This window comes from Micrococcus sp. KBS0714, assembly GCF_002008305.4.
In the GTDB taxonomy this organism is placed as follows: Bacteria; Actinomycetota; Actinomycetes; order Actinomycetales; family Micrococcaceae; genus Micrococcus; species Micrococcus luteus.
Genome location: NZ_CP042169.1, coordinates 1,941,489 through 1,962,908, shown reverse-complemented (window position 1 = coordinate 1,962,908; position 21,420 = coordinate 1,941,489). Strand labels below are relative to the sequence as shown.

18 protein-coding genes are annotated in these 21,420 nt (G+C 73.5%); 5 read left to right on the top strand and 13 right to left on the bottom strand.

The window, feature by feature from the left end:
- Positions 1-37 precede the first annotated feature (37 nt).
- From B1A86_RS08975 to B1A86_RS08925, 11 genes are all read right to left on the bottom strand, one after another.
- Positions 38-1,219 carry an AMP-binding protein gene (locus tag B1A86_RS08975; RefSeq protein WP_078025957.1) on the bottom strand — a complete coding sequence of 394 codons (1,182 nt, stop codon included), beginning with the start codon at positions 1,217-1,219 and terminating at the stop codon, positions 38-40.
- Between the two features lie 66 nt (positions 1,220-1,285).
- On the bottom strand, positions 1,286-2,851 hold the full coding sequence (locus tag B1A86_RS08970; RefSeq protein ID WP_078025956.1) for an aspartate:alanine exchanger family transporter: 1,566 nt from the start codon (positions 2,849-2,851) through the stop codon (positions 1,286-1,288).
- A 31-nt stretch (positions 2,852-2,882) separates the two neighbouring features.
- On the bottom strand, positions 2,883-3,866 hold the full coding sequence (locus B1A86_RS08965) for a 1,4-dihydroxy-2-naphthoyl-CoA synthase (protein WP_044658900.1): 984 nt from the start codon (positions 3,864-3,866) through the stop codon (positions 2,883-2,885).
- 171 nt (positions 3,867-4,037) lie between these two features.
- The gene (locus B1A86_RS08960; protein WP_078025955.1) at positions 4,038-6,284 is read right to left on the bottom strand and encodes a S9 family peptidase; all 2,247 of its coding nucleotides are present in this window, start codon (positions 6,282-6,284) and stop codon (positions 4,038-4,040) included.
- A 110-nt stretch (positions 6,285-6,394) separates the two neighbouring features.
- On the bottom strand, positions 6,395-7,549 hold the full coding sequence (locus tag B1A86_RS08955; protein ID WP_063189975.1) for an acyl-CoA dehydrogenase family protein: 1,155 nt from the start codon (positions 7,547-7,549) through the stop codon (positions 6,395-6,397).
- 36 nt (positions 7,550-7,585) lie between these two features.
- A complete protein-coding gene (locus B1A86_RS08950; protein WP_063189977.1) occupies positions 7,586-8,371 on the bottom strand; it encodes an enoyl-CoA hydratase/isomerase family protein in 786 nt (261 codons plus the stop codon).
- On the bottom strand, positions 8,368-10,101 hold the full coding sequence (locus tag B1A86_RS08945; RefSeq protein ID WP_063189979.1) for a long-chain-fatty-acid--CoA ligase: 1,734 nt from the start codon (positions 10,099-10,101) through the stop codon (positions 8,368-8,370). Before B1A86_RS08945 ends, B1A86_RS08950 begins: the two co-directional genes overlap by 4 nt.
- A 23-nt stretch (positions 10,102-10,124) precedes the next feature.
- Positions 10,125-10,868 (bottom strand): 3-hydroxyacyl-CoA dehydrogenase, encoded by a 744-nt coding sequence (locus B1A86_RS08940; protein ID WP_063189981.1) that lies wholly within the window; start codon positions 10,866-10,868, stop codon positions 10,125-10,127.
- Between the two features lie 48 nt (positions 10,869-10,916).
- A complete protein-coding gene (locus B1A86_RS08935) occupies positions 10,917-12,104 on the bottom strand; it encodes a thiolase family protein (protein WP_063189983.1) in 1,188 nt (395 codons plus the stop codon).
- Between the two features lie 46 nt (positions 12,105-12,150).
- On the bottom strand, positions 12,151-13,686 hold the full coding sequence (locus B1A86_RS08930; RefSeq protein WP_063189984.1) for a class I adenylate-forming enzyme family protein: 1,536 nt from the start codon (positions 13,684-13,686) through the stop codon (positions 12,151-12,153).
- 28 nt (positions 13,687-13,714) lie between these two features.
- Positions 13,715-14,581, bottom strand: a complete 867-nt coding sequence (locus B1A86_RS08925) for a CoA transferase (protein WP_231866342.1) — start codon at positions 14,579-14,581, stop codon at positions 13,715-13,717.
- 204 nt (positions 14,582-14,785) lie between these two features.
- Here B1A86_RS08925 and B1A86_RS08920 point away from each other — a divergent pair, with 204 nt between their 5' ends.
- Genes B1A86_RS08920 through B1A86_RS08910 form a run of 3 tightly spaced genes read left to right on the top strand, consistent with a single transcriptional unit; the run spans position 14,786 to position 16,610 of the window.
- On the top strand, positions 14,786-15,394 hold the full coding sequence (locus B1A86_RS08920) for a TetR/AcrR family transcriptional regulator (RefSeq protein WP_063189986.1): 609 nt from the start codon (positions 14,786-14,788) through the stop codon (positions 15,392-15,394).
- Positions 15,391-15,876, top strand: a complete 486-nt coding sequence (locus tag B1A86_RS08915) for a MaoC/PaaZ C-terminal domain-containing protein (RefSeq protein WP_063189988.1) — start codon at positions 15,391-15,393, stop codon at positions 15,874-15,876. The genes B1A86_RS08920 and B1A86_RS08915 overlap by 4 nt, the downstream gene beginning before the upstream one ends.
- Positions 15,873-16,610, top strand: a complete 738-nt coding sequence (locus B1A86_RS08910; RefSeq protein ID WP_063189990.1) for an enoyl-CoA hydratase-related protein — start codon at positions 15,873-15,875, stop codon at positions 16,608-16,610. The genes B1A86_RS08915 and B1A86_RS08910 overlap by 4 nt, the downstream gene beginning before the upstream one ends.
- 68 nt (positions 16,611-16,678) lie before the next feature.
- Here B1A86_RS08910 and B1A86_RS08905 read toward each other — a convergent pair whose 3' ends face one another.
- A complete protein-coding gene (locus B1A86_RS08905) occupies positions 16,679-18,169 on the bottom strand; it encodes an NCS2 family permease (RefSeq protein ID WP_063189992.1) in 1,491 nt (496 codons plus the stop codon).
- Positions 18,170-18,234: 65 nt separating this feature from the next.
- On the opposite strand from B1A86_RS08905, the gene B1A86_RS08900 reads away from it, so the two are divergent.
- A complete protein-coding gene (locus tag B1A86_RS08900; RefSeq protein ID WP_063189994.1) occupies positions 18,235-19,533 on the top strand; it encodes an MFS transporter in 1,299 nt (432 codons plus the stop codon).
- Between the two features lie 21 nt (positions 19,534-19,554).
- On the opposite strand, the gene B1A86_RS08895 is transcribed toward B1A86_RS08900, so the two are convergent.
- A complete protein-coding gene (locus B1A86_RS08895; RefSeq protein ID WP_036316705.1) occupies positions 19,555-20,028 on the bottom strand; it encodes an Lrp/AsnC family transcriptional regulator in 474 nt (157 codons plus the stop codon).
- A gap of 189 nt (positions 20,029-20,217) precedes the next feature.
- Between B1A86_RS08895 and B1A86_RS08890 the strand changes: the two genes are divergently transcribed.
- Entirely contained in the window at positions 20,218-21,420 is a 1,203-nt protein-coding gene (locus B1A86_RS08890) for a thiamine pyrophosphate-dependent enzyme (RefSeq protein WP_036316708.1), read from the top strand.

Below are 21,420 nucleotides of genomic sequence, written 5' to 3'. Positions count from 1 at the left end.
GGGCCCGGGTCATTCTCCCACGCGGGCGGGGCGGCGCTCAGCCGGCGGTGAACCGGGCGGCCAGGGCCTGCCGGTCGGTCTTGCCGGTGGAGAGCAGGGGCAGGGCCTCGAGGAGGAGCCAGGTCTTGGGCACCGCGGCCGCACCCAGCGCCGCGCGCACGTGGGCGCGCAGGACGGCCTCGTCGGGGGCCGCGGCCGGGCGGACGGGCACGACGGCGGCGCACAGCCGGGCGCCCCACTCGGGATCCGGCACGCCGGCCACGTGGGCCGCCGCGACGCCCGGGTGCGCCTCGAGCGCCGCGGTCACCGCGGCCGCGGACACCTTCACCCCGCCCGTGATGACCACGTCGTCCAGGCGGCCGGTCACGGCCAGCCGCACGCCGCCGTCGTCCGTGGGGGAGAGGATGCCCGTGTCCTCGGTCAGGAAGGCGCGGGCGCCGTCCGCGGCGGGGACGAAGTGGGCGGCGGTGCGGGCGGGGTCGTCGAGGTAGCCGGCGGCCACCATGGGCCCGGCCAGGCGCACGCGCGGCGGGGCGTCGGGGCCGTCCGGGGCCACCGCGGCGGTGACGCCGGGCAGCGGCACGCCGTCGTAGACGCAGCCGCCGCACGTCTCGGCCATGCCGTAGGTGGCGGTGAGACGCACCCCCGCCGCCTCGGCCGCGGCCCGCAGCGCGGGATCGAGCCGGGCGCCGCCGACGAGCACGCGGTCGAAGGAGCGCAGGGCCGCCCGCCCGGCCGGGTCGGCGTCGGCCGCGAGGAGGCGCGCGAGCTGGGTGGGGACGAGCGAGATGAGCCGGGGGCCGGCGTCGTCGGGCAGGGCGGCCGCCCCGGTGGCGAACGCCGCGGGCGTGAAGGGGCCCGGTGGCAGGGCCACGGGGGCGGTCCCGGCCGCGATCGAGCGGGAGAGCACGGCGAGCCCGGCCACGTAGTGCACGCCGAGGGCCAGCAGCCACGCCCCCTCGCCGCCGAGCCGCCGGGCCGTGGCCGCGGCCGAGGCGCGCAGGGCCGCGCCGGTCAGGACGATCTGCTTCGGCGTGCCCGTGGACCCGGAGGTGCGCACCACGGCGACGGCGTCCGGGTCCCCGCAGCGGCGTGAATCGCGGGCCTCGGGCCGGGGGAGGACGGCGCCGTCGGCGGTCAGCTCGACGGGGGCGCCGCCGTCGAAGGCCGCGGCGAGGGCGTCCGTGGCGCGAGCGAGGGCGTCGGCGGTGGCGGGCATGGCCCCGAGTGTAGGAGGCCCGGCGGTCGGACGGATCCGCCCCGCGGATCGGATCCGCCCGGCCGGTCAGAGCAGGAACGGCACGGTGGCGATCTTGACCACCATGATCAGTGCGAACAGCTGGGCGTACCCCTCGGTCACGCGGGCGTCGGTGGACCGGGAGAGCGCGTAGTCCAGGATCGCCGGCTGGCCCGTGATGCCCGCCAGCGCCCCGTAGGTGCGATCCACGGACTGCCCCAGCAGCCGTGCCGCGGCGATGAGCAGGGCCGCGGTCAGCGCGGTGAGCACGGCGGACATCAGGATGGCCAGCCCGCCGACCCGGGTGAACACCGTCTCGATGAACGCCGGGCCGGCGGCCAGGCCCACCACGCCCAGGAAGATCATGAGGCCGAACTGCCGCAGCGTCAGCGCGATCTCCGTGGACGGCTCCCATACCGTGGGTCCCGTTCGGCCGATCGCACCGAGGGCGAGGCCGACGAGGATGCACCCGGCCGCCGGGCCGAGGGAGAAGGAGGCCCCGCCCGGAAGCGGGATCGTCACCATGCCCAGCAGGTAGCCCAGCGCCATGCCCGTGCCCAGGGAGATCCAGTCCAGGTCCGAGAGCCCGCGCGTCGAGTTGCCGAAGAAGTCGCGCACCGCCTCCATCCGCGGCGCGGTGGTCACGATGAGCACCCGGTCGCCGACCTTGAGCTCGGTCTGCGGGGTGGCCAGCGACTCGACGTCGTCGCGCCGCAGCCGGGCGACGTCGGTGCCGAAGCGCTCGCGCAGGGACAGCGTGCCCAGGCGGCGATCGGCCAGGGCGCGGGCGGTGACGATGACCATGGAGGTCTGCAGCGGGTTCATCACCCGCGCCGGGTCGGCGCCGGTGCGTCGGCCGAAGGCCTGCACGGCCGCGTCGATGTTCTTCTCCGTGCCGTCCAGGACGACCTCGTCCCCGGGTTCGATCCGGTCGGCGGAGCCGGCGATCCGGGCCACGCCGCCGTGGCGCAGCGCCACCACGCGCACCAGCCCCTCGGAGATCCCGGGGATCTCCCGCACGGCGAGCGCGGAGGTGGCGACCGCGGCGGTGAAGCGCAGCTTGCCGTCGGTCACCGGCGCCGGATCGCGCGGGGAACTGCTCCACGGGCGGGCGGCGAGCACGGTGATCGCGATGATGGTGCCGACCACGCCCACCAGGTAGGACAGCCCGTAGCCCACGGCCGGGGCCTGCCCGCCGGTGAGCTGGTTCGCCAGCGCCATCGCCGGCGTCGCGGTGAGCGAACCCGTCCACACGCCGATCGCCGTCGGCAGGTCCAGGTTGAGCAGCGCGGCCAGCGGGTGCACCGTGAAGGCGGTGAGGATCACCACGACGACGGCGGCCAGCATCAGGGGCAGGTTGCGGCGCAGGTCCCGGAAGAACACCTTGCCGGCGCCGAGCCCGATCAGGTAGGCGAACAGGGCCAGGCCGAAGCTCTGGAACAGGGCCAGCCGGTCGCCGACGTCGGGCAGCACCGCCCCGACGAGCAGGCCCACGAACAGTGCTCCCGAGGCGCCGAGGCGGATCTTGCCCAGGGGGATGGTGCCGACGGCGGCGCCCAGGGCGACCGTGGCCATGAGGACGAGGATGGGCTGGTCGTCGAGCAGTGCGAGCATGGGCGGGTCTCCGTCCTGCCGTGGTGGTCGGTCAGAAGTGGTACGGGAAGGCGGACCAGTCCGGGTCGCGCTTCTGCAGGAACGCGTCCCGGCCCTCCACGGCCTCGTCCGTCATGTAGGCCATGCGCGTGGCCTCGCCGGCGAAGACCTGCTGGCCGGCCATGCCGTCGTCGGGAAGGTTGAACGCGAACTTGAGCATGCGCAGGGCCTGCGGGGACTGACGGTTGATGTCCGCGGCGTACTCGAGGGCGACCTCCTCGAGGCGCTCGTGGTCCACGGCCTCGTTCACCGCGCCCATGGCCACCATCTCCTCGGCCGAGTACTCGCGGGCGGTGAAGAAGATCTCGCGGGCGCGCTTCTGGCCCACCTGCCGGGCGAGCAGGGCCGAGCCGTAGCCGGCGTCGAAGGAGCCCACGGTGGCGTCCGTCTGCTTGAACTTCCCGTGCTCGCGGGAGGCGAGGGTGAGGTCCGCGACCACGTGCAGCGAGTGGCCGCCGCCGGCCGCCCAGCCGTTCACGACGGCGATGATCGCCTTGGGGGAGGTGCGCATCAGGCGCTGGACCTCGAGGATGTGGAGGCGTCCGGCGCGGGCCGGGTCGATGGTCTCGGCCGTCTCCCCCTCGGCGTAGCGGTAGCCGTCGCGGCCGCGGATGCGCTGGTCTCCGCCGGAGCAGAACGCGTGGCCGCCGTCCTTGGGGGAGGGGCCGTTGCCGGTGAGCAGCACCGTGCCCACGTCCGGGGTCATGCGCGCGTGGTCGAGGGCGCGGTAGAGCTCGTCCACGGTGCCGGGGCGGAACGCGTTGCGGACCTCGGGGCGGTCGAAGGCGATGCGCACCGTCGGCAGGTCGCGCACCCAGCGGCCGTCGGCGTCGCGCTCCACCTGACGGTGGTAGGTCAGGTCCTCGAAGTCGAAGCCCTCGACCACGCGCCAGCGCGTGGGGTCGAAGAGGTCGGAGACCTGCTCGGGCAGGCGGTCGCGGTCGGGGCGGGCGGCGTCGGGCTGCGGGGTGCTCATGGGGCCCGAGTCTAGGCCCGCCGGGCGAGGCGGGGGTGAGCCGCCCGCCTCCTCCGCGAGCCAGACAATTCGGTCGTCCCAGGGCCGTTCTGACAGCAGTACTCTCTGGTTCACGCGCGCGGCGCACCAGCGCATCGACGGCTGCGCGGGCTGCCGGGGCCCCGCCCCGGCTCAGACGATCCGCGCCGTCGCCCCCAGCGCGGTCAGCAGGAACGCGTACTCCCAGGCGGTGTCCTCCCAGCCCTGGTACCGGCCGGACGCGCCGCCGTGGCCGCCGTCCATCTCGGTGCGCAGCAGGATCGGGGCGCCGCCCTCGGCCAGAGGCGTGGCCTGGTCGCTCGTCACCGTCCGCCGCAGCTGGGCCACCCACTTGGCCGGCTCGACGTAGTGCACGCGGGTGTCGTTCAGGCTCGTCACGGCCGCGATCGCCGGGTAGTCCACCGCCCGCACGTTCTCATACGGGGTGTAGGCGCGCATGGCCGCGTACACGGCCGCGTCCTCGATCGGGTTGCCCCACTCCTCCCACTCGAGCGCGGACAGCGGCAGCTCCGGGTCGAGGATGGTGGTGAGCGCGTCCACGAACGGCACCACGGCCAGGCACGCCCGGTACAGCTCCGGCGCGAGGTTCAGCACAGCGCCCATGAGCAGGCCGCCGGCCGAGCCGCCCATGCAGGCCACGCGCGCCGGGTCCGCCCAGCCGAGGCCCACGAGGTGCCGGGTGGCGTCCACGAAGTCCGTGAAGGAGTGCCGCTTGGCCAGCTTCTTGCCGTCCTCGTACCAGCGCCGGCCCAGTTCGCCGCCGCCGCGCACGTGCGCGACCGCGAACACCACGCCCCGGTCCAGCAGGGACAGCCGGGCCACACCCAGCACGGGGTCCATGGACATCTCGTAGGAGCCGTAGCCATACACCACGCACGGGGCCGTCCCGTCCGGCTTCACGTCGCGGCGCCGGATCACGGTGACGGGGATCCGCACGTCCTCCCCGGTCACCGACGACGGCTCGGAGGCCGGCGCCCACACGCGCTCGGCCACGTAGTCGGCCGGGTCGTAGCCGGGCACCTCCGTCTCGCGGCGCAGGTGCACCTCGCCTGTCGCCGCCGAGACGTCCAGCACGCGCGCGGGCGTGATCCAGGACGTGTAGGCCAGCCGCAGGAACGGGGACTCGGCCGCCGTCGCGGACAGATGGCACGCGTAGAGCTCCTCGTCGAACGCGGGCTCGCGCCAGTGCGCGGCCTGCCCGGCCAGCACGGCGTCCAGTTCGGCGACGACGACGCGCGGGGTCGTCTCCCGGCGCACGGCCAGGGCGGCATGGGTCAGGGTGACCATGACGCCGTCGACCTTCACGTCCTCGCGGTGCGGGACGACCGTGCGCCAGGCGCCGCGGTCGGCGACGTCCGCCTCGGCGACCACCGAGAGCATCCCGTTGGGCGCGGCGACGGGGGCGCCGTCGTCGTCCAGGGCGCGGTCGTGGACCACGAGCAGCCGGCGGACGCCGTCGGCGTCGGTGACGGGCTCGACGTCGGCGAGCATCCGCCACGCGCGGGGGATCAGCACGCGCGGGGCGGGCAGGGGTGCGGCGGGGTCCTCCGGCAGATCGACCACGAGGGTCTCGGAGACCTCCGAGTTGCCGACGCCGATCAGCAGCTGGGTGCGGTCGGCGACGCCCTCGAAGCCGGTCCACATGCCCGGGTCGGCCTCCTCGTGCAGGAGCACGTCCTCGGCCGGGTCGGTGCCGAGCACGTGGGCCCTGACCTGGTACGGCCGCCACGAGTCGTCCCACACGGTGTAGAACACGCGGGTGCCCGAGCGGTCGAAGCGGACGCCGTGGGCCACGTTCTCGACCGCGTCCGGCAGGTCCTCGCCCGTGGCGATCTCGCGCACGCGCAGGGTGAAGCGCTCGTCGCCGGTGTGGTCCACGGCGTAGGCCACCCGGGTGGCGTCCGGGCTGATGTGCAGGCCGCCGAGCGCGAAGAACGGGTGGCCCTCGGCCTCGGCGTTGCCGTCCAGGATCACCTGCTCGCCCGGCAGGGCGGCGTCCGGGGTGATGACGGGCGGGGTCCAGTCGGCCTCCAGGTCGCCGGTGTCGCGTGCGGGCACGCGGCAGTGGATCGGGTACTCGGCGCCCTCGCGGGTGCGCACGAAGTACCACCACCCGTCCCGGCGGGCGGGCACGGAGCGGTCCGTCTCCACCGTGCGGGCCTTGATCTCGCCGACGATCGCCTCGCGCAGCGGCGCCTGGTCCGCGGTCACGGCCTCGGTGTACGCGTTCTCGGCGGCCAGGTGCTCGAGCACGCGGGGCTCCGCCTTGCCGCGCAGCCACTCGAAGTCGTCCTGGAACGTGTGGCCGTGGTGGCGGCGGGTCACGGGCTCGGCGGAGGCGGACGGCGGGACGGGGGCGTGCGAAGTGGTCTGGGGCATGCGGCCCATCCCATCACGCCGCGCGGGGCGGGGCCGACACCCCGCGCCGCACACGGCGACGGCGGCGCACCGGTCCGGTGCGCCGCCGTCGGGGGTGACGGGGGTGTGGCTCAGAGTGCCCGGGCCACGAGCATCTTCATGATCTCGTTGGTGCCGCCGTAGATCTTCTGCACGCGGGCGCCCGTGAACGCCCGGGCGATCGGGTACTCCTCCATGTACCCGTACCCGCCGAAGAGCTGCAGGCAGCGGTCGACCACCTTGTTCTGCATGTCGCTGGCGAAGAACTTCACCATGGAGGCGTCTGCGGCGGTCAGCGTGCCGTCCACGTGGGCGACGATGCACTGGTCCACGAGGGTCCGGGTCGCCAGCGTGTCCGCGACGCACTCCGCCAGGACGAACTGCGTGTTCTGGAAGGACATCAGCGGTTCGCCGAACGCGTGACGCTCCTTGGTGTACCGGATGGTCTCGCGCACGGCGGCCTCGCACACGCCCGCGGCCAGCACCGCCAGGGTGAGCCGTTCCTGAGGCAGCTGGGCCATGAGCTGCACGAAGCCCTGGCCCTCGTCCGGGCCGAGCAGGTGGGACACGGGGACCCGCATGTCCGAGAAGGAGAGTTCGCGGGTGTCCTGGCCGTGCTGACCGATCTTCTTCAGGACCCGGCCGCGCTCGAAGCCCTCGAGGCCGTCCGTCTCCGCGACGATCAGGGACAGACCGCGGCCACCGGGCTCGTCTCCCGTCCGCGCCACGATGAGCAGCAGGCCGCAGTGCGTGGCGTTCGAGATGAAGGTCTTGGAACCGTTGATCACGTAGTGGTCCCCGTCGCGGGTGGCGCGCGTGCGGACCGCCTGCAGATCCGACCCGGTGTTGGGCTCGGTCATGGCGATCGCCCCGACCAGCTCTCCCGAGGCCAGCCCGGGCAACCACCGCTGCTTCTGCTCCTCGGTGCCGTACGCCAGGATGTAGTGCGCGACGATCGGGGAGTGGATGCTGAATCCCCACGCGTCGTCGAAGCAGCGACCCTGTTCGGTGAGGATCGCGGCCTCGAGCGCGAAGGTGCCGCCGGCCCCGCCGTACTCCTCCGGCAGGGAGGGACACAGCAGGCCGGCCTCTCCGGCCTTGGTCCACAGGTCGCGGTCCACCCCGTGCTGCTCGGCCCAACGCTCCTCGTGGGGGACGACCTCGCGGGCCAGGAAGTCGCGGCAGTGCTCCAGCAGGGCCTCCGCGTCCTCCGTCAGCCAGGGGGATCGGTACGAATCCAGGATCATGGTGTTCTCCTCGGTGTCTCAGTGTGTCGGTGTCGGTCAGCGGGAACCGAAGACGGGGCGCCGCTTCTGCGCAAATGCGCTCATCCCTTCGGCGGCGTCGTCGGAGGCCAGCGCCTCCAGGAAGGCCCGGCGCTCGTGGGCCAGGCCGTCGGTCAACGACAGGTCCTGGGCGCGGCGGGCACAGCCGACGGCGAGGCGGACCGCGCCTGGCGCGTTGTCCGCGGCGCGCCGGGCGATGTCGACCGCACGGGCGACGACGTCCTCGTCCGCCGCGACCTCGGCGACCAGGCCCGCGGACTCGGCCCACGCAGCGTCGACCGACTCACCGGTCATGAGCATCCGCGTGGCCTTGGCCTTGCCGATCGCGTGGACGAGCCGCTGTGTGCCGCCGGCGCCGGGGATGACGCCGAGCCGGACCTCGGGCAGTCCGAAGGACGCGGACTCCCCGGCGACGACGAGGTCGCAGGCCAGGGCCAGCTCGCAGCCACCGCCGAGGGCGAGTCCGCGCACCGCGGCGATCACCGGCTGGGGGCTCGCGGCGAGCAGGTCGAACAGCCGGTCGAGGTAGACCTCGGCGTCCGGGTCGGCGGTGAGGGCCTCGCGGAGGGCGAGCACCTCCGGGATGTGTGCACCGGCACAGAACGCGCGGTCGGAGCCGGTGATCACGACGGCGCGCACCTCCGGGTCCTGCTGGGCGTGCTCGAGGGCATCGGCGAGGCCGGCCACGAGCGCCGACCCCAACGCGTTCAGGGCCCGGTCGTCCTGCAGGTGGATCACGGTGACGGGGCCGATGCGCTCGGTCCGGATGATGTCGCGGGTCATGCTCGGCCGCCTTCCTCGACGTCGCCGGCCCCGCCGCCGGGGCGGGCGGCCTCCGACGCGTCCGCATAGAGGTCCGTGTGCCGGCCGCGGATCGTCTTCTTGTCGATCTTCCCGACACTGGTGCGGGGGAGCTCCGTGACCACGTCCACGCGCTCCGGGAGCTGCCACGAGGCGAACGCCCCGCTCAGGTGCTCGTGGACCTCGGCGAGCGTGATCGTCGCTCCAGGACGAAGCATCACCTGTACGTATGGGCGCTCCTGCCACTTGGGGTGGGGCAGCCCGACGACCGCGGCTTCCGTGATGGCCGGATGGCTCGTCAGCAGGTTCTCCATGTCGATCGACGAGATCCACTCGCCGCCGGACTTGATGACGTCCTTGAGGCGATCGGTGACCTTGAGGTAGCCGTCCGAGTCGACGGTGCCGACGTCGCCGCTGCGCCAGTAGCCGTCGAGGAACCGGCCCTCGGCGTCGGCCTCGCTCATGCCGTGGTACCCCGTCGTGACCCACGGCCCGCGCACGCAGATCTCCCCCTGGCTGACGCCGTCGAAGGGCAGGTTTTCATCACCCGGCCCGACGATCCGCAGGTCCACGTTGGTCAACGGCAGGCCCTGCTTGCGTTTGAGGTCCATCAGGGCGGGCTCGTCGAGGCGGGCGAGCACACCCGGCTTGTAGCGGTTCACCGTGACCAGGGGAGTGGTCTCGGTGGCGCCGTAGGCATGGACCACCTCCGCGCCCGTGAGGTCGCGGAATCCCCGCATGAGCGACAACGACGGCTCGGTCGCCCCGGAGATCATGCGCAGCCGGCTCAGGTCCGGCTTCTCGTCCAGGGTCTCGATGTAGGCGAGCATCGGCTGGAAGATGGCGGGGGCGCCGCTGGTGATCGTCACCTCTTCGGCGATGAGGGCGTCGGTCAGGGGGGCGGTGTCCTCCGCCATGTAGCGGCCGGGGAGGACGATCTTGTTCGCCATCAGGGTGGCGGCCTGCGGGAGGCCCCAGGCCTGGCCGTGGAACATGGGGGTGATGATCATGGTGGCGTCCCGGAGCGTCATGCCGATCGAGGCGGCCAGGGCATACGAGTGCAGCACGATCGCGCGGTGCGAGTAGAACACCCCCTTCGGCCGGCCGGTCGTGCCGGTGGTGTAGCACGCGCCGTAGGCGGAGGTCTCCTCGACCTCCGGCCAGTCGACGTCCGGGGAGGCCGAGGCCAGGAGGTCCTCGTAGTGCCGCACGCCCGGCAGCGTCGTCTCGATCTCGGACAGGGGGCGGTCCGTCATCACCACCCACGTGGTCACCTCCGGCAGGCGCGGGGCGATGACCTCGGCGTGGCGCAGCAGGGACTCGTCCACGAACACCGTGGTGCACCCGCTGTCCGTGAGGACGTGGACGAGGTCTTCGGGTGCGAGGCGGAGATTCACCTGGACCATCGTCGCGCCGATGCCGGGGATCGCCCAGTAGAGCTCGTAGTGTCGCCGACTGTTCCAGTCGATGACGCCCACGCGGTCGCCGGGGCTGACGCCGAGGCCGGTCATGGCGTTCGCGGCGCGGCGGATCCGTTCGTAGGCCTCGGCGTACGTGTAGCGGTCCCACCCCCCGTCCGGGGTGCGATAGACGATCTCCTGGTCGCCGTGGGTCCGGGCGGCGTGTCGGATGAGGGTGGTGGTGTTCAGCTGGACGTCGTCCCCCGAGGTCGAGGGGTATCCGGTGACGCGGCGGCGGGGCGCGGTGCTCATGGTTCCTCCAGAAGTGGTCAGGATCAGCGGGGCGCCATGCGGATGGCGCCGTCGAGGCGGATGGTCTCGCCGTTGAGCATCTGGTTCTCCACGATGTGGGTGACCAGATGCGCGTATTCGGCCGGATCGCCGAGGCGGGAGGGATAGGGCACCTGCTCCCCGAGGGAGGCACGGGCCTTCTCCGGCAGCTGGTGCATCATCGGCGTGAGGAAGAGTCCGGGCGCGATCGTGTTCACGCGGATTCCGTAGGCTGCGAGCTCACGGGCGATCGGCAGCGTCATCGCCACCACGCCCCCCTTCGACGCTGAGTACCCGGCCTGGCCCACCTGTCCCTCGTAGGCGGCCACGGAGGCCGTGTTGACGATGACGCCGCGGCCGCCATCGTCGTCCGGCTCGTTCTCGGCCATCGCCGCGGCCGCGAGGCGGATGACGTTGAAGGTGCCGATGAGGTTCACCCCGACGATCCGTTCGAAGTCCGCCAGCGGCTGGGGGCCGTCGCGGGAGATCACCTTGGCGGCCGAGCCGATGCCGGCGCAGTTCACGACGCCGGACAGCGGCCCCGGCTGGCGGGTCGCCTCCGCCACGGCGTGCGCGACCTGGACGGCGTCGGTGACGTCTGCCTCGACGAAGACGGCGCCCTCGGGCGCGGTTCCGGCGCGGTCGGCCACCACCACGTGCCCGCCGCGGTCGAGCAGCGCGCGGGTCGTGGCCTCGCCGAGGCCGGACGCGCCGCCGGTGACGAGGAAGGTGCGGTCCTTGATCTGCATGTGATGCTCCTGGTTCTGGTCCTGGGAGGGTTCCGTTGGTCGGGGCGCTTAGAAGCGCTCGAGGATGGTGGCGTTGGCCATGCCGCCGCCCTCGCAGACCGTCAGCAGCCCGTACCGGGCCTGACGGCGGTGGAGCTCGTCGGTGAGCTGAGTGAGCAGCCGGGCGCCGGTCGAGCCGAGCGGGTGGCCGATCGCGATGGAGCCGCCGTTCACGTTGAGCTGGTCCTCCGGGTAGCCGAACTCGTCCATGAAGATCAGGGGGACGGGGGCGAACGCCTCGTTCACCTCGACGAGGTCGATGTCCGTGATGTCCAGTCCGGCCTGGTCCAGGGCGCGGCGGGTCGCGGCGAGGATCGCTGTGAACTGGAGCACCGGGTCGTCCGCCGCCACCGCCATGCTGAGGATGCGGGCCTTGGGGCGCAGCCCGGCGGCCTCGGCGGCGCCGCGTTCGGCGACGAGGAGGGCGGCGGCGCCGTCGCTGAGCTGGGAGGAGTTCCCCGCCGTGATGGCGCCGTCGGGGGAGAACACGGGGGCGAGCGCGGCCACCTTCTGCGGATCGACGTCCGCACGGATGCCTTCGTCGGCGGTGAGTGCCACGGTGTCGCCATTGCGGTCGAGCCCGTCGATCGGCACGAGGGAATCCGTGAAGCGGCCTTCCCGGGTGGCTTCGGCGGCGCGGCGGTGGCTCTGGACGCTGTAGGCGTCGAGCCGTTCGCGCGTGAGGCCCCACTTCTCCACGATGAGCTCCGCGGACGGCCCCTGGGCGGGGAGGTTGCCTTCGAAACGGGCCAGGGAACGCGTGCCGTACCACTCGCCGCGGGGGCCGCCCGGGGCGAAGAGCGGGCCGAGGTCCACCCGGGACATGGACTCCACGCCGCAGCCGATCGCCCAGTCGTATTCGCCGGACCGGACGCCCTGGGCGGCGAAGTGCACGGCCTGTTGGCCGGAGCCGCACTGGCGGTCGATCGTGGTGCCGGGCAGGCCGATCGGCAGGCCGGCGCCGAGTAGCGCGTTGCGGGCCACGTTGCCCGCCTGCTCGCCGCGCTGGAGCGCGCAGCCGGCGATCAGGTCGTCCAGGGCGTCGGCGTCGGCCCCGGAATGGCGGACGAGGTGGTCGAGCGTGTGCGCGAGCAGGTCCAGGGGATGCCAGTCGCGCAGGGCGCCGCCGCGGCGGCCCACGGGGGTGCGGACGGCGTCGACGATCACGGCGTCTCGGCTGGAAGGGGCGGTGCTCATGGGTTCTCCTTCACGGGTGAGGTCTGGTGGGACGGAGGGGCCCGGCTCAGGCGGGGACGCCGGGCTCGGTGAGGTCGGCCCGCAGGCGGTGCTTGAGGATCTTCCCGGAGAGGTTGCGGGGGATCTCGCGCAGCACCAGCTCGTGCGGGAGCTTGTAGTGCGAGAGGCGGCCTTCGCCGTAGTCCCGCAGCGCCTCGAGGGACACGGTCGCGCCGGGCATCGGGGCGACGACGGCGACGATGCTCTCCCCGTAGTCGGGATGGGGGCGTCCGATGATCGCCAGTTCGGCGACGCCCGGGCAGCCGGCCAACGCGTTCTCCACCTCGGCGGAGTACACGTTGCGCCCGCCCGTGATGATGAGGTCCTTGAGGCGGTCGACCACGGTGAGGAAGCCCTCCTCGTCGACCCGGGTGAGGTCGCCCGTGTGGACCCAGCCGTCGACGACCGTGACCGCCGTGGCCTCGGGGTTCCGCCAATACCCCTTCATCATGGTCTCGCCCCGCATGATCATCTCGCCGACCTCCCCAGGGCCGACGTCGCGGCCGTCCGCGTCGACGACGCGCACCTCGGTGTTGGGCATGGCCATGCGCCCGCTCGTGTGTGGCTTCGCCATGACCTCCTCATGGGTGAGCAAGATCCCGCCCGGACCGCCCTCGGTCTGGCCGCACGCCTGGATGATGTGGACGTGAGGCAGCGCGGCCACGAGCGCCTCGGCCGTGCTCGCCGGCATCGGGGCGGCGCCGTAGAGGATGCCGCGCAGGTGGGACAGATCGCTGGCGGCCAACCTCGGGCTGCGCAGCATGTAGGCGAGCATCGTGGGGACGCCGAAGAAGATGGTGGCCCTCTCCCGCTCGAGCGTCGCGATGACCTCGTCGGGGTCGAAGGCCGGGAGCAGGACGTGGGTGGCGCCCAGCATTACGCCGCTGAACAGCAGGAGGTTGAGGGCGGCGGAGTGGTACAGCGGCGCCACGTGCACCATCGTCTCGCCGACCCGCATGCCCAGGCCCATGATCATGTTCTGGCCCACCCACAGCACGCGGTGGTGGTCGAAGAGGGCGCCCTTCGGCCGTCCCGTCGTGCCGGAGGTGTAGATGATGAGGGCGTCGTCGTCCTCGGCCAGGTCCGGATGGGCGACGGCTCCTTCAGGCCGGCCGTCGGCCGCGGCGAGGACGTCGTCGAAGCCGTCGAGAGCGCCGAGCGCGAGGAGCTGGGCCGACCCCGAGTCCGCTGCGGCCAGGGCCTGGACACCCTCGCCGACGGTCGGGTCGACGAGGAGCATCCGCGCCTCGGTGTCGGCGAGGAAGTGCTCGAGTTCAGGACGCGCGGAGCGCGGGTTGACGGGGGCGACGATCGCACCCGCCCGCAACGCTCCGTAGAGGCCGATCACGAATTCGGGGGTGTTGCCGGCCACGAGGACGACGCGGTCGCCCGGGCGCAGTCCTCGGGAGATGAGTTCACCGGCGAGCCGGTCCACGGTCGCATCGAGGTCGGCATAGGTGAGCGAGGAATCGCCCCATTTCAGGGCGGGGTGCTGGGGGACGCGGCGGGCCGTGGTGGCGAGGACGCTGGGGAGGGTGGCCATGATGTGCTCCTGAGGACGGACGGCGGGGTCAGCGAGGGGGACGGACGACGGCGAGCGGCAGGTCGAGCTCGTTAGCGATCCGCTCCCACTCGGCTCCGGGACGGGTGAGGATCGTGCGGGCGATCTCGTCCCGGGTCGAGCCGATGTGCTCCGCCAGGCGGGCGGCGAAATGGGGCTCGACCGCGGCGACGGCCACATGGCCGTCGGCGCTGGCGTAGAGGGAATAGGTGGGCAGGTCTCCGCCGAGCGGGCCGCCCGGGCCGAGCAGGCCCCGCCGCACCGGGGCCGCGGCGGCCCTGGCGGCGTCCTCGAGCGTCACGCGGACGCGGGTGACCGGGCCCCCGTGGTCTCGGCTCCGCAGCGCGGCGAGCGCGGCGGAGACGGCCCGCTCCCCGCCGAGCAGGTCGGCCACGGGCACGAGCGGCATCCGGGGGGCGTCGAGGGTGCCGGCGGCGGCCTGGTAGGTCAGGTCGTGGCCCGGCAGGTCGGCGTCGTCACCGTCGTGTCCCACGACCTCGAGGAACACGGCTCCCGCGGCATGCGCCGAGGCAGGTAGGCCGAGACGGTCGGCCGCGGACGGGCGCAGCGAGCTGAGCAGCAGGTCAGCGCCCTTCAGGAGGGTCGCGAGGTGGTCCTGCCCGGGACCGGTCTTCAGGTCCAGGGTCAGGACGCGCTGGCCGGCGATGAGTTCGGCGTACCACTGCGGGGCAGCGGCGGCGAGCGGATCGCCCGTCGGCGGTTCGATCTTCACGACCTCGGCTCCGAATTCGGCGAGCCGGGCCGCTGCGAGGGGGCCGGGCAGGTTCACGGCCACGGAGACGACGCGGATCCCGGCCAGGGGCCGCTCGCCCACGGATGTGGCGGGGCCGGACGTCGTCTGATCGATGGGCTGCACGGGTGCCCTCCTCTCGGTCCACTGGAATGTGATCTGCATCGCATCGGGGCGATGTTGTACGAATGTATAGTCGACTGTGCGAATGTGCAATGGCAGGATGAGATCCGCCGTCATCACCGACGGGCGGCAGCCCCCGGCCTCGCGGGGCTCGAGAGAGGAGCAACGGTGACGATCGACGCACGGAACGGTCCCGGAGGGGCGGGGATGGACGCCCCGGCATCGGACCTCACGGGCAAGGCCCGCATCCGACACGCCGCCCTCCGGCTCTTCGCGCATCACGGCGTCGAGGGGACCTCGATGCGTGCCATCGCCGAGGAGGCGTCCGTGACCGTCGGCCTGATCACGCATCACTACGGCTCCAAGGCCGGGCTGCATCGGGAGGTGGACGCCGCGGTCGCCGACGATTTCGCGGCCGCGATCGCGTCCGTCCCCGCGGAGGGGACGGCTCGAGACGTGACCCTCCGTCGGGACGCCGCGGTGGCTGAGATGCTCCGGGCCCGTCCCGACGTCCTCGAGTACGTCCGGCGCCATGTGCTGCTGGGCGAGCCGGCCGCCGACTCCCAGCTCGTGGAGAAGCTCACGGCGCTCGCCCGTGAGCAGGTGCGCCAGCTGCGTGCCGCGGGGCTCATCAGCGGCCGGCGGGACGAGGTGCCGCAGGTGGTGTCGATGATCATGCGCATGCTCGGCGAGCTCTTCTTCGAGCCGCTGGTGGACCGGATCGTCGACGCGGTCGACCGCGACGCCGCCCGGCCGGCGGTGGTCGTCCGTGTCCAGGCGGCGGAAGACGAAACAGCGAGAGGAGGCCGGGCATGACGGCCCAGGCGACAGACGGGCGGCACGCAGAGGACTTCACCGTGGGCGAGGAATGCGACCTCGGCACGTACGAGGTGACGGAGCAGGAGGTCATCGCGTTCGCATCCCACTGGGACCCGCAGGACATCCACATCGACCCCGGGCACGCCGAGACGGGGGGCCGCTACGGAGGCCTGATCGCCAGCGGCCTCCACACCCTGGCGATCCTCCAGCGCCTCCAGGTGCTGGGACGCCGCGAGCACTGGAACGTGATCGCCGGGCAGGGCATCGACCGCCTGCGGTTCCGGCGGCCGGTGCGCCCGGGGGACGTCCTCTCCGGACACAGCCGCGTCATCGACGTGCGGCTGGAGCCAGAGTGGCGCCGCGGACTCGTGGTGTTCGACGTGCGCGCCCTCAACCAGGAGGGCAAGGAGGTGCTGACCATGGAGATGGCGGCCTACCTCGAGATGCGGTCCGAGGCCACGGCCGGGAGGCGGGCATGACCGGCACCAGGGTGGCCACCGAACGTCACGACACCGCCCTCGTCCTGACCCTGGACGGCCCGGATCGGCTCAACGCCGTCACGCCGACCGCCATGGAGGCGCTGCACACCGCGCTGGGGGAGGCCGGTCGGGACCCGGCGATCCGCGCCGTCATCCTCACCGGCCGAGGACGGGCCTTCTGCGCGGGAGCCGATCTCCGGGACGACCTCGATCCGGAGGCGACGATGCGCGCGGCCAACCGTGTCGTCGAGACGATCCGGGCGGTGGACGTGCCGGTCATCGCGGCCGTCAACGGTCCGGCCGTGGGCTACGGCGCGGCCCTGGCGGCCGCCGCCGACCTCGCGGTCGCCGCCGACGACGCGTACCTCCTGCTGCCGTTCACGGGCATCGGCCTGGTGCCGGACGGCGGCAGCTCCGTCACCATCGCGCGGGCCGTCGGCCGGGCGCTGGCCGCGGAGATGGCCCTGACGGGGCGGCGCCTCGGGGCGGAGGAGGCTCGGGCCGCGGGGCTGTTCTCCCGCGTGGTCCCCGGGCCGGACCTCGCCGGCGTCGCCCACGCCCTCGCCGACGCGGTGGCCGAGCGTCCCCGCCGTGCGGTCGCGCTGGCCAAGGCCGCCCTCAACGCGGCCGACGCGGAGGTCGTGGGGCGCGCGCTCGAGCGTGAGGCGCGGGACCAGGTGGAGCTGATCCGCTCGGCCGAGTTCGCGCAGCGGTCCGCCGCCTTCCGGCGCTGACGACACCCCGCGCCGCACACGACGACGGCGGCGCACCGGTCCGGTGCGCCGCCGCCGGGGGTCGCGGGTCAGTTCAGGCCGAGGGCCGCCCGGACCACGCCGAGCCCGAAGTACGCGACGAACGCGAGCGCCACGAACCACAGCAGCGGGTGCACCTCGCGGCCGCGGCCCTGGCCGGTGCGGATCACCGCGTAGGCCACCACGCCGGCGCCGATGCCGTTGACGATCGAGTAGGTGAACGGCATGAGGATGAACGTGAGGAACGCGGGGAAGGCCGCGCCCGGGTCGGACCAGTCGATCTGCACCACGTGCTGGCACATCATGAACCCGACCACCACGAGCGCGGGGGCCACGGCCTCGAACGGCACGAGGTGGATGAGCGGGGAGAGGAACACGGCCGCGAGGAAGAACAGGCCGGTGAACACGGAGGCCAGGCCGGTCCGGGCGCCCTCGCCGATGCCGGTGCCGGACTCCACGAAGATCTGGTGCGCCGAGCCGGAGGCGGCGCCGCCCACGGCGACCGCGAGCGCGTCCGCGGCGAGCACCCGGTTCAGGTCGGGGATGGAGCCGTCCGGGTTCACGGTGCCGGCCTCGCGGGCCAGGCCCACGGAGACGCCCATCGCGTCGAAGAACACGGAGAGCAGGATCGCGAACACGAGCAGGGAGGCCATCAGCCCGCCCACGGAGGTGAAGGCGCCGAACAGGTCCACGCTGCCGAGCAGGTGCAGGTCCGGGGCGGTCCACTCGGGCAGGGAGGGGGCGATCAGGGACCAGCCGGTGGGCACGGCGTTCCCGTCGGCGTCCACGGAGGGGCCGATGTGGAACACGGCCTCCAGCACGTTGGCGAGGATCGTCGCCACGACGATGCCGATCAGGATGGCGCCGCGCACCTTGCGGATCACGAGGACCGCGGTCAGCAGCAGCCCGACGACGAAGACCAGCACGGGCCAGCCCTCGAGCTCGCCGCCCGTGCCCAGGCCCACCGGGACCGTGGTGTCGGCGGCGTCCGGCAGCCGCCGCACGAACCCGGCGTTGACGAGGCCGATCAGCGCGATGAACAGGCCGATGCCCACCACGATGCCGGACTTCAGCGACTCCGGGACCGCGTCGAACACGGCGCGTCGGAAGCCGGTCACCACGAGCAGCAGCATCACGAGACCGGCGAGGGTGACGAGGCCCATCAGCTGGGGCCAGGTGAGTCCCGGTGTCGTGGCGATGGTGATGGAGACGAACGCGGAGACGCCCAGGCCCGCGGCCACCGCGAACGGGTGCCGCGCCCACACGCCCATGACGATGGTCATGACGCCCGCCACGAGCGCGGTCACGGCGGCCACGGCGGGGATGCCCAGGGTGTTCCCGGCCGAGTCGGGCCCGGACAGGATCAGCGGGTTCAGCACCACGATGTAGCTCATCGCCAGGAACGTGGCGAGGCCGCCGCGGAACTCCTGGCCCACCGACGAGCCGCGCTCGGTGATGCGGAAGTACCGGTCCAGGGCGCCGCGGGGAGCGGCGGGGGACGGGGCGGGCGAGGGCGGCGGAGAGGCGGTGCGGGAGGCCATGGCACCAGCGTAGTGACCCGGTCCCCCGACGATGGCGCGCGTGCAGTCCCGCTACGCTCGCGGGCATGCGTCCCCGCTCCGCCTCCGCCGCCCGCACCCGGGAGGCGCTGCGCGACGCCGTGCAGATCTACGCCCCCTCCACCGTCTACGCCGTCGGCCTGGGCGCGATGACGCCCGCGCTCGCGGTGGCGGCGCTGGCCCTCGGCCTGGACGCGGCGCGGGCGGCCGCCGTCGTGCTGCTGGTGGGGCTCGGCTCGCTCGTGGCCAACGGGCCGGCCTCGGCGCTCGCGGCCCGGGCGGGTGAGCGGGTCACCATGGTCGTCTCCGCGGTGCTCGGCACGGCGGGCGCGGGCCTGGCCTGGGCGACGACGGCCGGGGTGTCCTCCGGGCCGTCGGCGGCGGGGGTGGCCGAGCCGGGGCGGCTGGCGCTGTTCCTGGCCGCGGTGCTCGCCGTGGGCATGGCCGGGGCCGGGTTCAACCTGGCCCGCCAGGCGTACCTGGCGGTGGCGGTGCCGGCCACGCACCGGGCCCGCGCGATGTCCACGCTCGGCGGGACCGTGCGGATCGGGACCTTCCTGGGCCCGTTCCTGGGCGCCGCCGCGCAGGCCCCGCTCGGGCTGGACGGCGCGTTCGCCGCGGCGGCCGCGGCCATGGCCGTCGGCGCCCTGCTGTGCCTGCGGATCCGGGATCTGCCGGTGCCGGCGTCCGGTCCGGCGGCGGGGGAGGACTCCGCCCCGGCCGGCCGACCCCGCCTGCTGGACGTGGCGCGCGCCCGGCGCGGAGCGTTGCTCACGGCCGGCTTCGGTGTCGTGGCCGTCTCCGCCGCCCGCGCGGCGCGCAACGCCGTCATCCCGCTGTGGGCCACACACCTGGGCCTGGACGCGGCGACGGCGTCGCTCGTCTTCGGCCTGGCCGGCGCGGCGGACCTGCTGCTCTTCTACCCCTCGGGCCGGCTCATGGACCGCTTCGGCCGGCGCGCCGTGGCGGTGCCGTGCCTGACCCTGCTGGGGGCGGGGTTCCTCACCGTCAGCCTCACCCGGGAGCCGACGGCGTTCGCGGCGGCGGCGGTGCTGCTGGGCATCGGCAACGGCTTCGGCGCGGGGATCGTGATGACCCTCGGGGCGGACCACTCGCCGCCGAACGCGCGCGCCCAGTTCCTCGGCCTGTGGCGCTCGATGTCCGACGCGGGGATGCTCGCCGGGCCGCTGCTGCTCTCCGGGGTGACCGCCGCGGCCGGGCTGGCCGTCGGCGTCGGCTCCCTCGCGGTCGTCTGCGGTCTCGGAGCGGTCGTGTTCGCCGCGGTGCTGCCGCGCGGGCCGGGGGCCGTGGCGGACCCGCCGGCCGTCGTCGTGCGCTCCCGCTGACCGGGGCGCCGGGCCGTCGGCTCAGTCGGCGGTCTCGTCCGGGGGGATGGTCTGCCCGGAGGCCTGGTCGTCGAACACCATGTACGTCTGCGTGTCGACGACGCTCGGCAGGGTCTGCAGTTCGTCGAAGATCACGCGGCGCAGGTCGGCGGTGTCCCGCGCGCGGACCAGCAGGATCACGTCCATGTTCCCGCCCACGAGGGAGACGTGGGAGACCTCGGGGATGGCCAGGAGCGTGGCGCGCAGCTCCCGCCAGTCGTGCTGACGCAGCTTCATGGTCACGTGGGCGGAGGCCCCGAAGCCGACCTTGACGGGGTCGACCCGCACGGTGAAGCCTGTGATCACGCCCGCGTCCTGCAGGCGGTTCAGGCGCGAGTAGCAGTGCGCGCGGGAGATGTGCACGCGCTCGGCCAGGGCCGCGACGGACATCCGCCCGTCCTGCGTCAGTTCGCGGACGATCGCGCGGTCCACGCGGTCCAGCGGCTCGGCGGCCATGGCTCCTCCTGGGGCGGGGCGGACGGGGTCGGCCACGCGGCGGCGGACCGTCTACGTGGCACGAGTCACCATAGCAGTTCGTCTGATGGAGTGCCTGGTTTGCCCCGGATCGTCTCGTGATCCCGGGCGGGCGAGCGACACATTGACCCTCTTGGGCACACTGAAGGCCACAGATCGAGAGGACCCGCCATGAGTGACCCCACCCCCGCCGTGCCCGGGGCCGCCCGGACCGACGAGGCCGAGACCCGCCCGAACGCCGGCGCCGCCTTCGGCATCTCCCTCGAGGAGTACCTGCTCCCCGCCGCCCGCCGCATCCAGCTGATCGGCGAGGACGGCACGCTGCTGGCCCCGGAGGAGCAGGGCACCGAGCCCGGCCACGAGTATCCCCTGCCCTCCGACGAGGAGCTGCTGGCCGCCTACCGCCACCTCGTCATCGGCCGCCGCGTCAACGACCAGGCCTACGCCCTGGTGCGCCAGGGCCGCATGGCCGTCTATCCGTCCTCGCACGGCCAGGAGGCCTCCGAGGTCGCCGCCGCCGTCTGCCTGGGCGAGGACGACTGGCTGTTCCCGACCTACCGCGACACCGTGGCCGTGATCGCCCGCGGCGTCCCGCCGCTCGAGGTGATGGTGGCCTACCAGGGCACCTGGCATCAGGGCTACGACCCCCAGAAGCACCACGTCTCCATCCAGTCCACGCCCCTGACCACCCAGATGCTGCACGCCGTCGGGATGGCCAAGGCCGCCCGTCTGCGCGGCGAGGAGGTCGTGTGCCTGGCCATGGTCGGCGACGGCGGCACCTCCGAGGGCGACTTCCACGAGGCGCTGAACTTCGCGGCCGTGTTCAAGCTGCCGGTGATCTTCTTCGTGCAGAACAACAAGTTCGCCATCTCCGTGCCGTTCGCCAAGCAGTCGGCCGCCCCGTCCCTGGCCCACAAGGCCGTGGGCTACGGCCTGGCCGGCGAGCGCGTGGACGGCAACGACCTCGGCGCCCTGCTGGCCGTGCTGGGCCGCGCCGTGGAGCTGTGCCGGCAGGGCCAGGGCCCCTTCCTCGTGGAGGCGGACACCTACCGCATGCAGGCGCACACCAACACGGACGACCCCTCGCGCTACCGCGACGACGCCGAGGTGAAGGAGTGGGAGGCGCGCGACCCGCTGCGCCGCATGACCGCCTACCTCGAGTCCACCGGCGCCCTCACCGAGGAGGTCTCGGCCCAGATCGCCCGCGACGCCGAGGACGTCGCGCAGCAGCTGCGCGACGCCATGAACGCCGAGACGGAGCTCGATCCGCTCGAGCTGTTCGACCACGTCTACTCCGTGCAGACCCCGCAGCTCGCCGCCCAGCGCGCGCAGCTGGCCGAGGAGCTGTCCCGTTCCGAGAACCAGGAGGCCTGA

What these genes read in the sequence shown, in the direction of transcription:
- B1A86_RS08890 (WP_036316708.1), top strand. Translation starts at nt 20,218, where the DNA reads ATGAGTGACCCCACCCCCGCCGTGCCCGGGGCCGCCCGGACCGACGAG.
- B1A86_RS08895 (WP_036316705.1), bottom strand. Translation starts at nt 20,028, where the DNA reads ATGGCCGCCGAGCCGCTGGACCGCGTGGACCGCGCGATCGTCCGCGAA.
- B1A86_RS08970 (WP_078025956.1), bottom strand. Translation starts at nt 2,851, where the DNA reads ATGCTCGCACTGCTCGACGACCAGCCCATCCTCGTCCTCATGGCCACG.
- B1A86_RS08950 (WP_063189977.1), bottom strand. Translation starts at nt 8,371, where the DNA reads ATGACCCGCGACATCATCCGGACCGAGCGCATCGGCCCCGTCACCGTG.
- B1A86_RS08910 (WP_063189990.1), top strand. Translation starts at nt 15,873, where the DNA reads ATGACCGGCACCAGGGTGGCCACCGAACGTCACGACACCGCCCTCGTC.
- B1A86_RS08930 (WP_063189984.1), bottom strand. Translation starts at nt 13,686, where the DNA reads ATGGCCACCCTCCCCAGCGTCCTCGCCACCACGGCCCGCCGCGTCCCC.
- B1A86_RS08960 (WP_078025955.1), bottom strand. Translation starts at nt 6,284, where the DNA reads ATGCCCCAGACCACTTCGCACGCCCCCGTCCCGCCGTCCGCCTCCGCC.
- B1A86_RS08955 (WP_063189975.1), bottom strand. Translation starts at nt 7,549, where the DNA reads ATGATCCTGGATTCGTACCGATCCCCCTGGCTGACGGAGGACGCGGAG.
- B1A86_RS08920 (WP_063189986.1), top strand. Translation starts at nt 14,786, where the DNA reads ATGGACGCCCCGGCATCGGACCTCACGGGCAAGGCCCGCATCCGACAC.
- B1A86_RS08940 (WP_063189981.1), bottom strand. Translation starts at nt 10,868, where the DNA reads ATGCAGATCAAGGACCGCACCTTCCTCGTCACCGGCGGCGCGTCCGGC.
- B1A86_RS08905 (WP_063189992.1), bottom strand. Translation starts at nt 18,169, where the DNA reads ATGGCCTCCCGCACCGCCTCTCCGCCGCCCTCGCCCGCCCCGTCCCCC.
- B1A86_RS08975 (WP_078025957.1), bottom strand. Translation starts at nt 1,219, where the DNA reads ATGCCCGCCACCGCCGACGCCCTCGCTCGCGCCACGGACGCCCTCGCC.
- B1A86_RS08945 (WP_063189979.1), bottom strand. Translation starts at nt 10,101, where the DNA reads ATGAGCACCGCGCCCCGCCGCCGCGTCACCGGATACCCCTCGACCTCG.
- B1A86_RS08965 (WP_044658900.1), bottom strand. Translation starts at nt 3,866, where the DNA reads ATGAGCACCCCGCAGCCCGACGCCGCCCGCCCCGACCGCGACCGCCTG.
- B1A86_RS08935 (WP_063189983.1), bottom strand. Translation starts at nt 12,104, where the DNA reads ATGAGCACCGCCCCTTCCAGCCGAGACGCCGTGATCGTCGACGCCGTC.
- B1A86_RS08900 (WP_063189994.1), top strand. Translation starts at nt 18,235, where the DNA reads ATGCGTCCCCGCTCCGCCTCCGCCGCCCGCACCCGGGAGGCGCTGCGC.
- B1A86_RS08915 (WP_063189988.1), top strand. Translation starts at nt 15,391, where the DNA reads ATGACGGCCCAGGCGACAGACGGGCGGCACGCAGAGGACTTCACCGTG.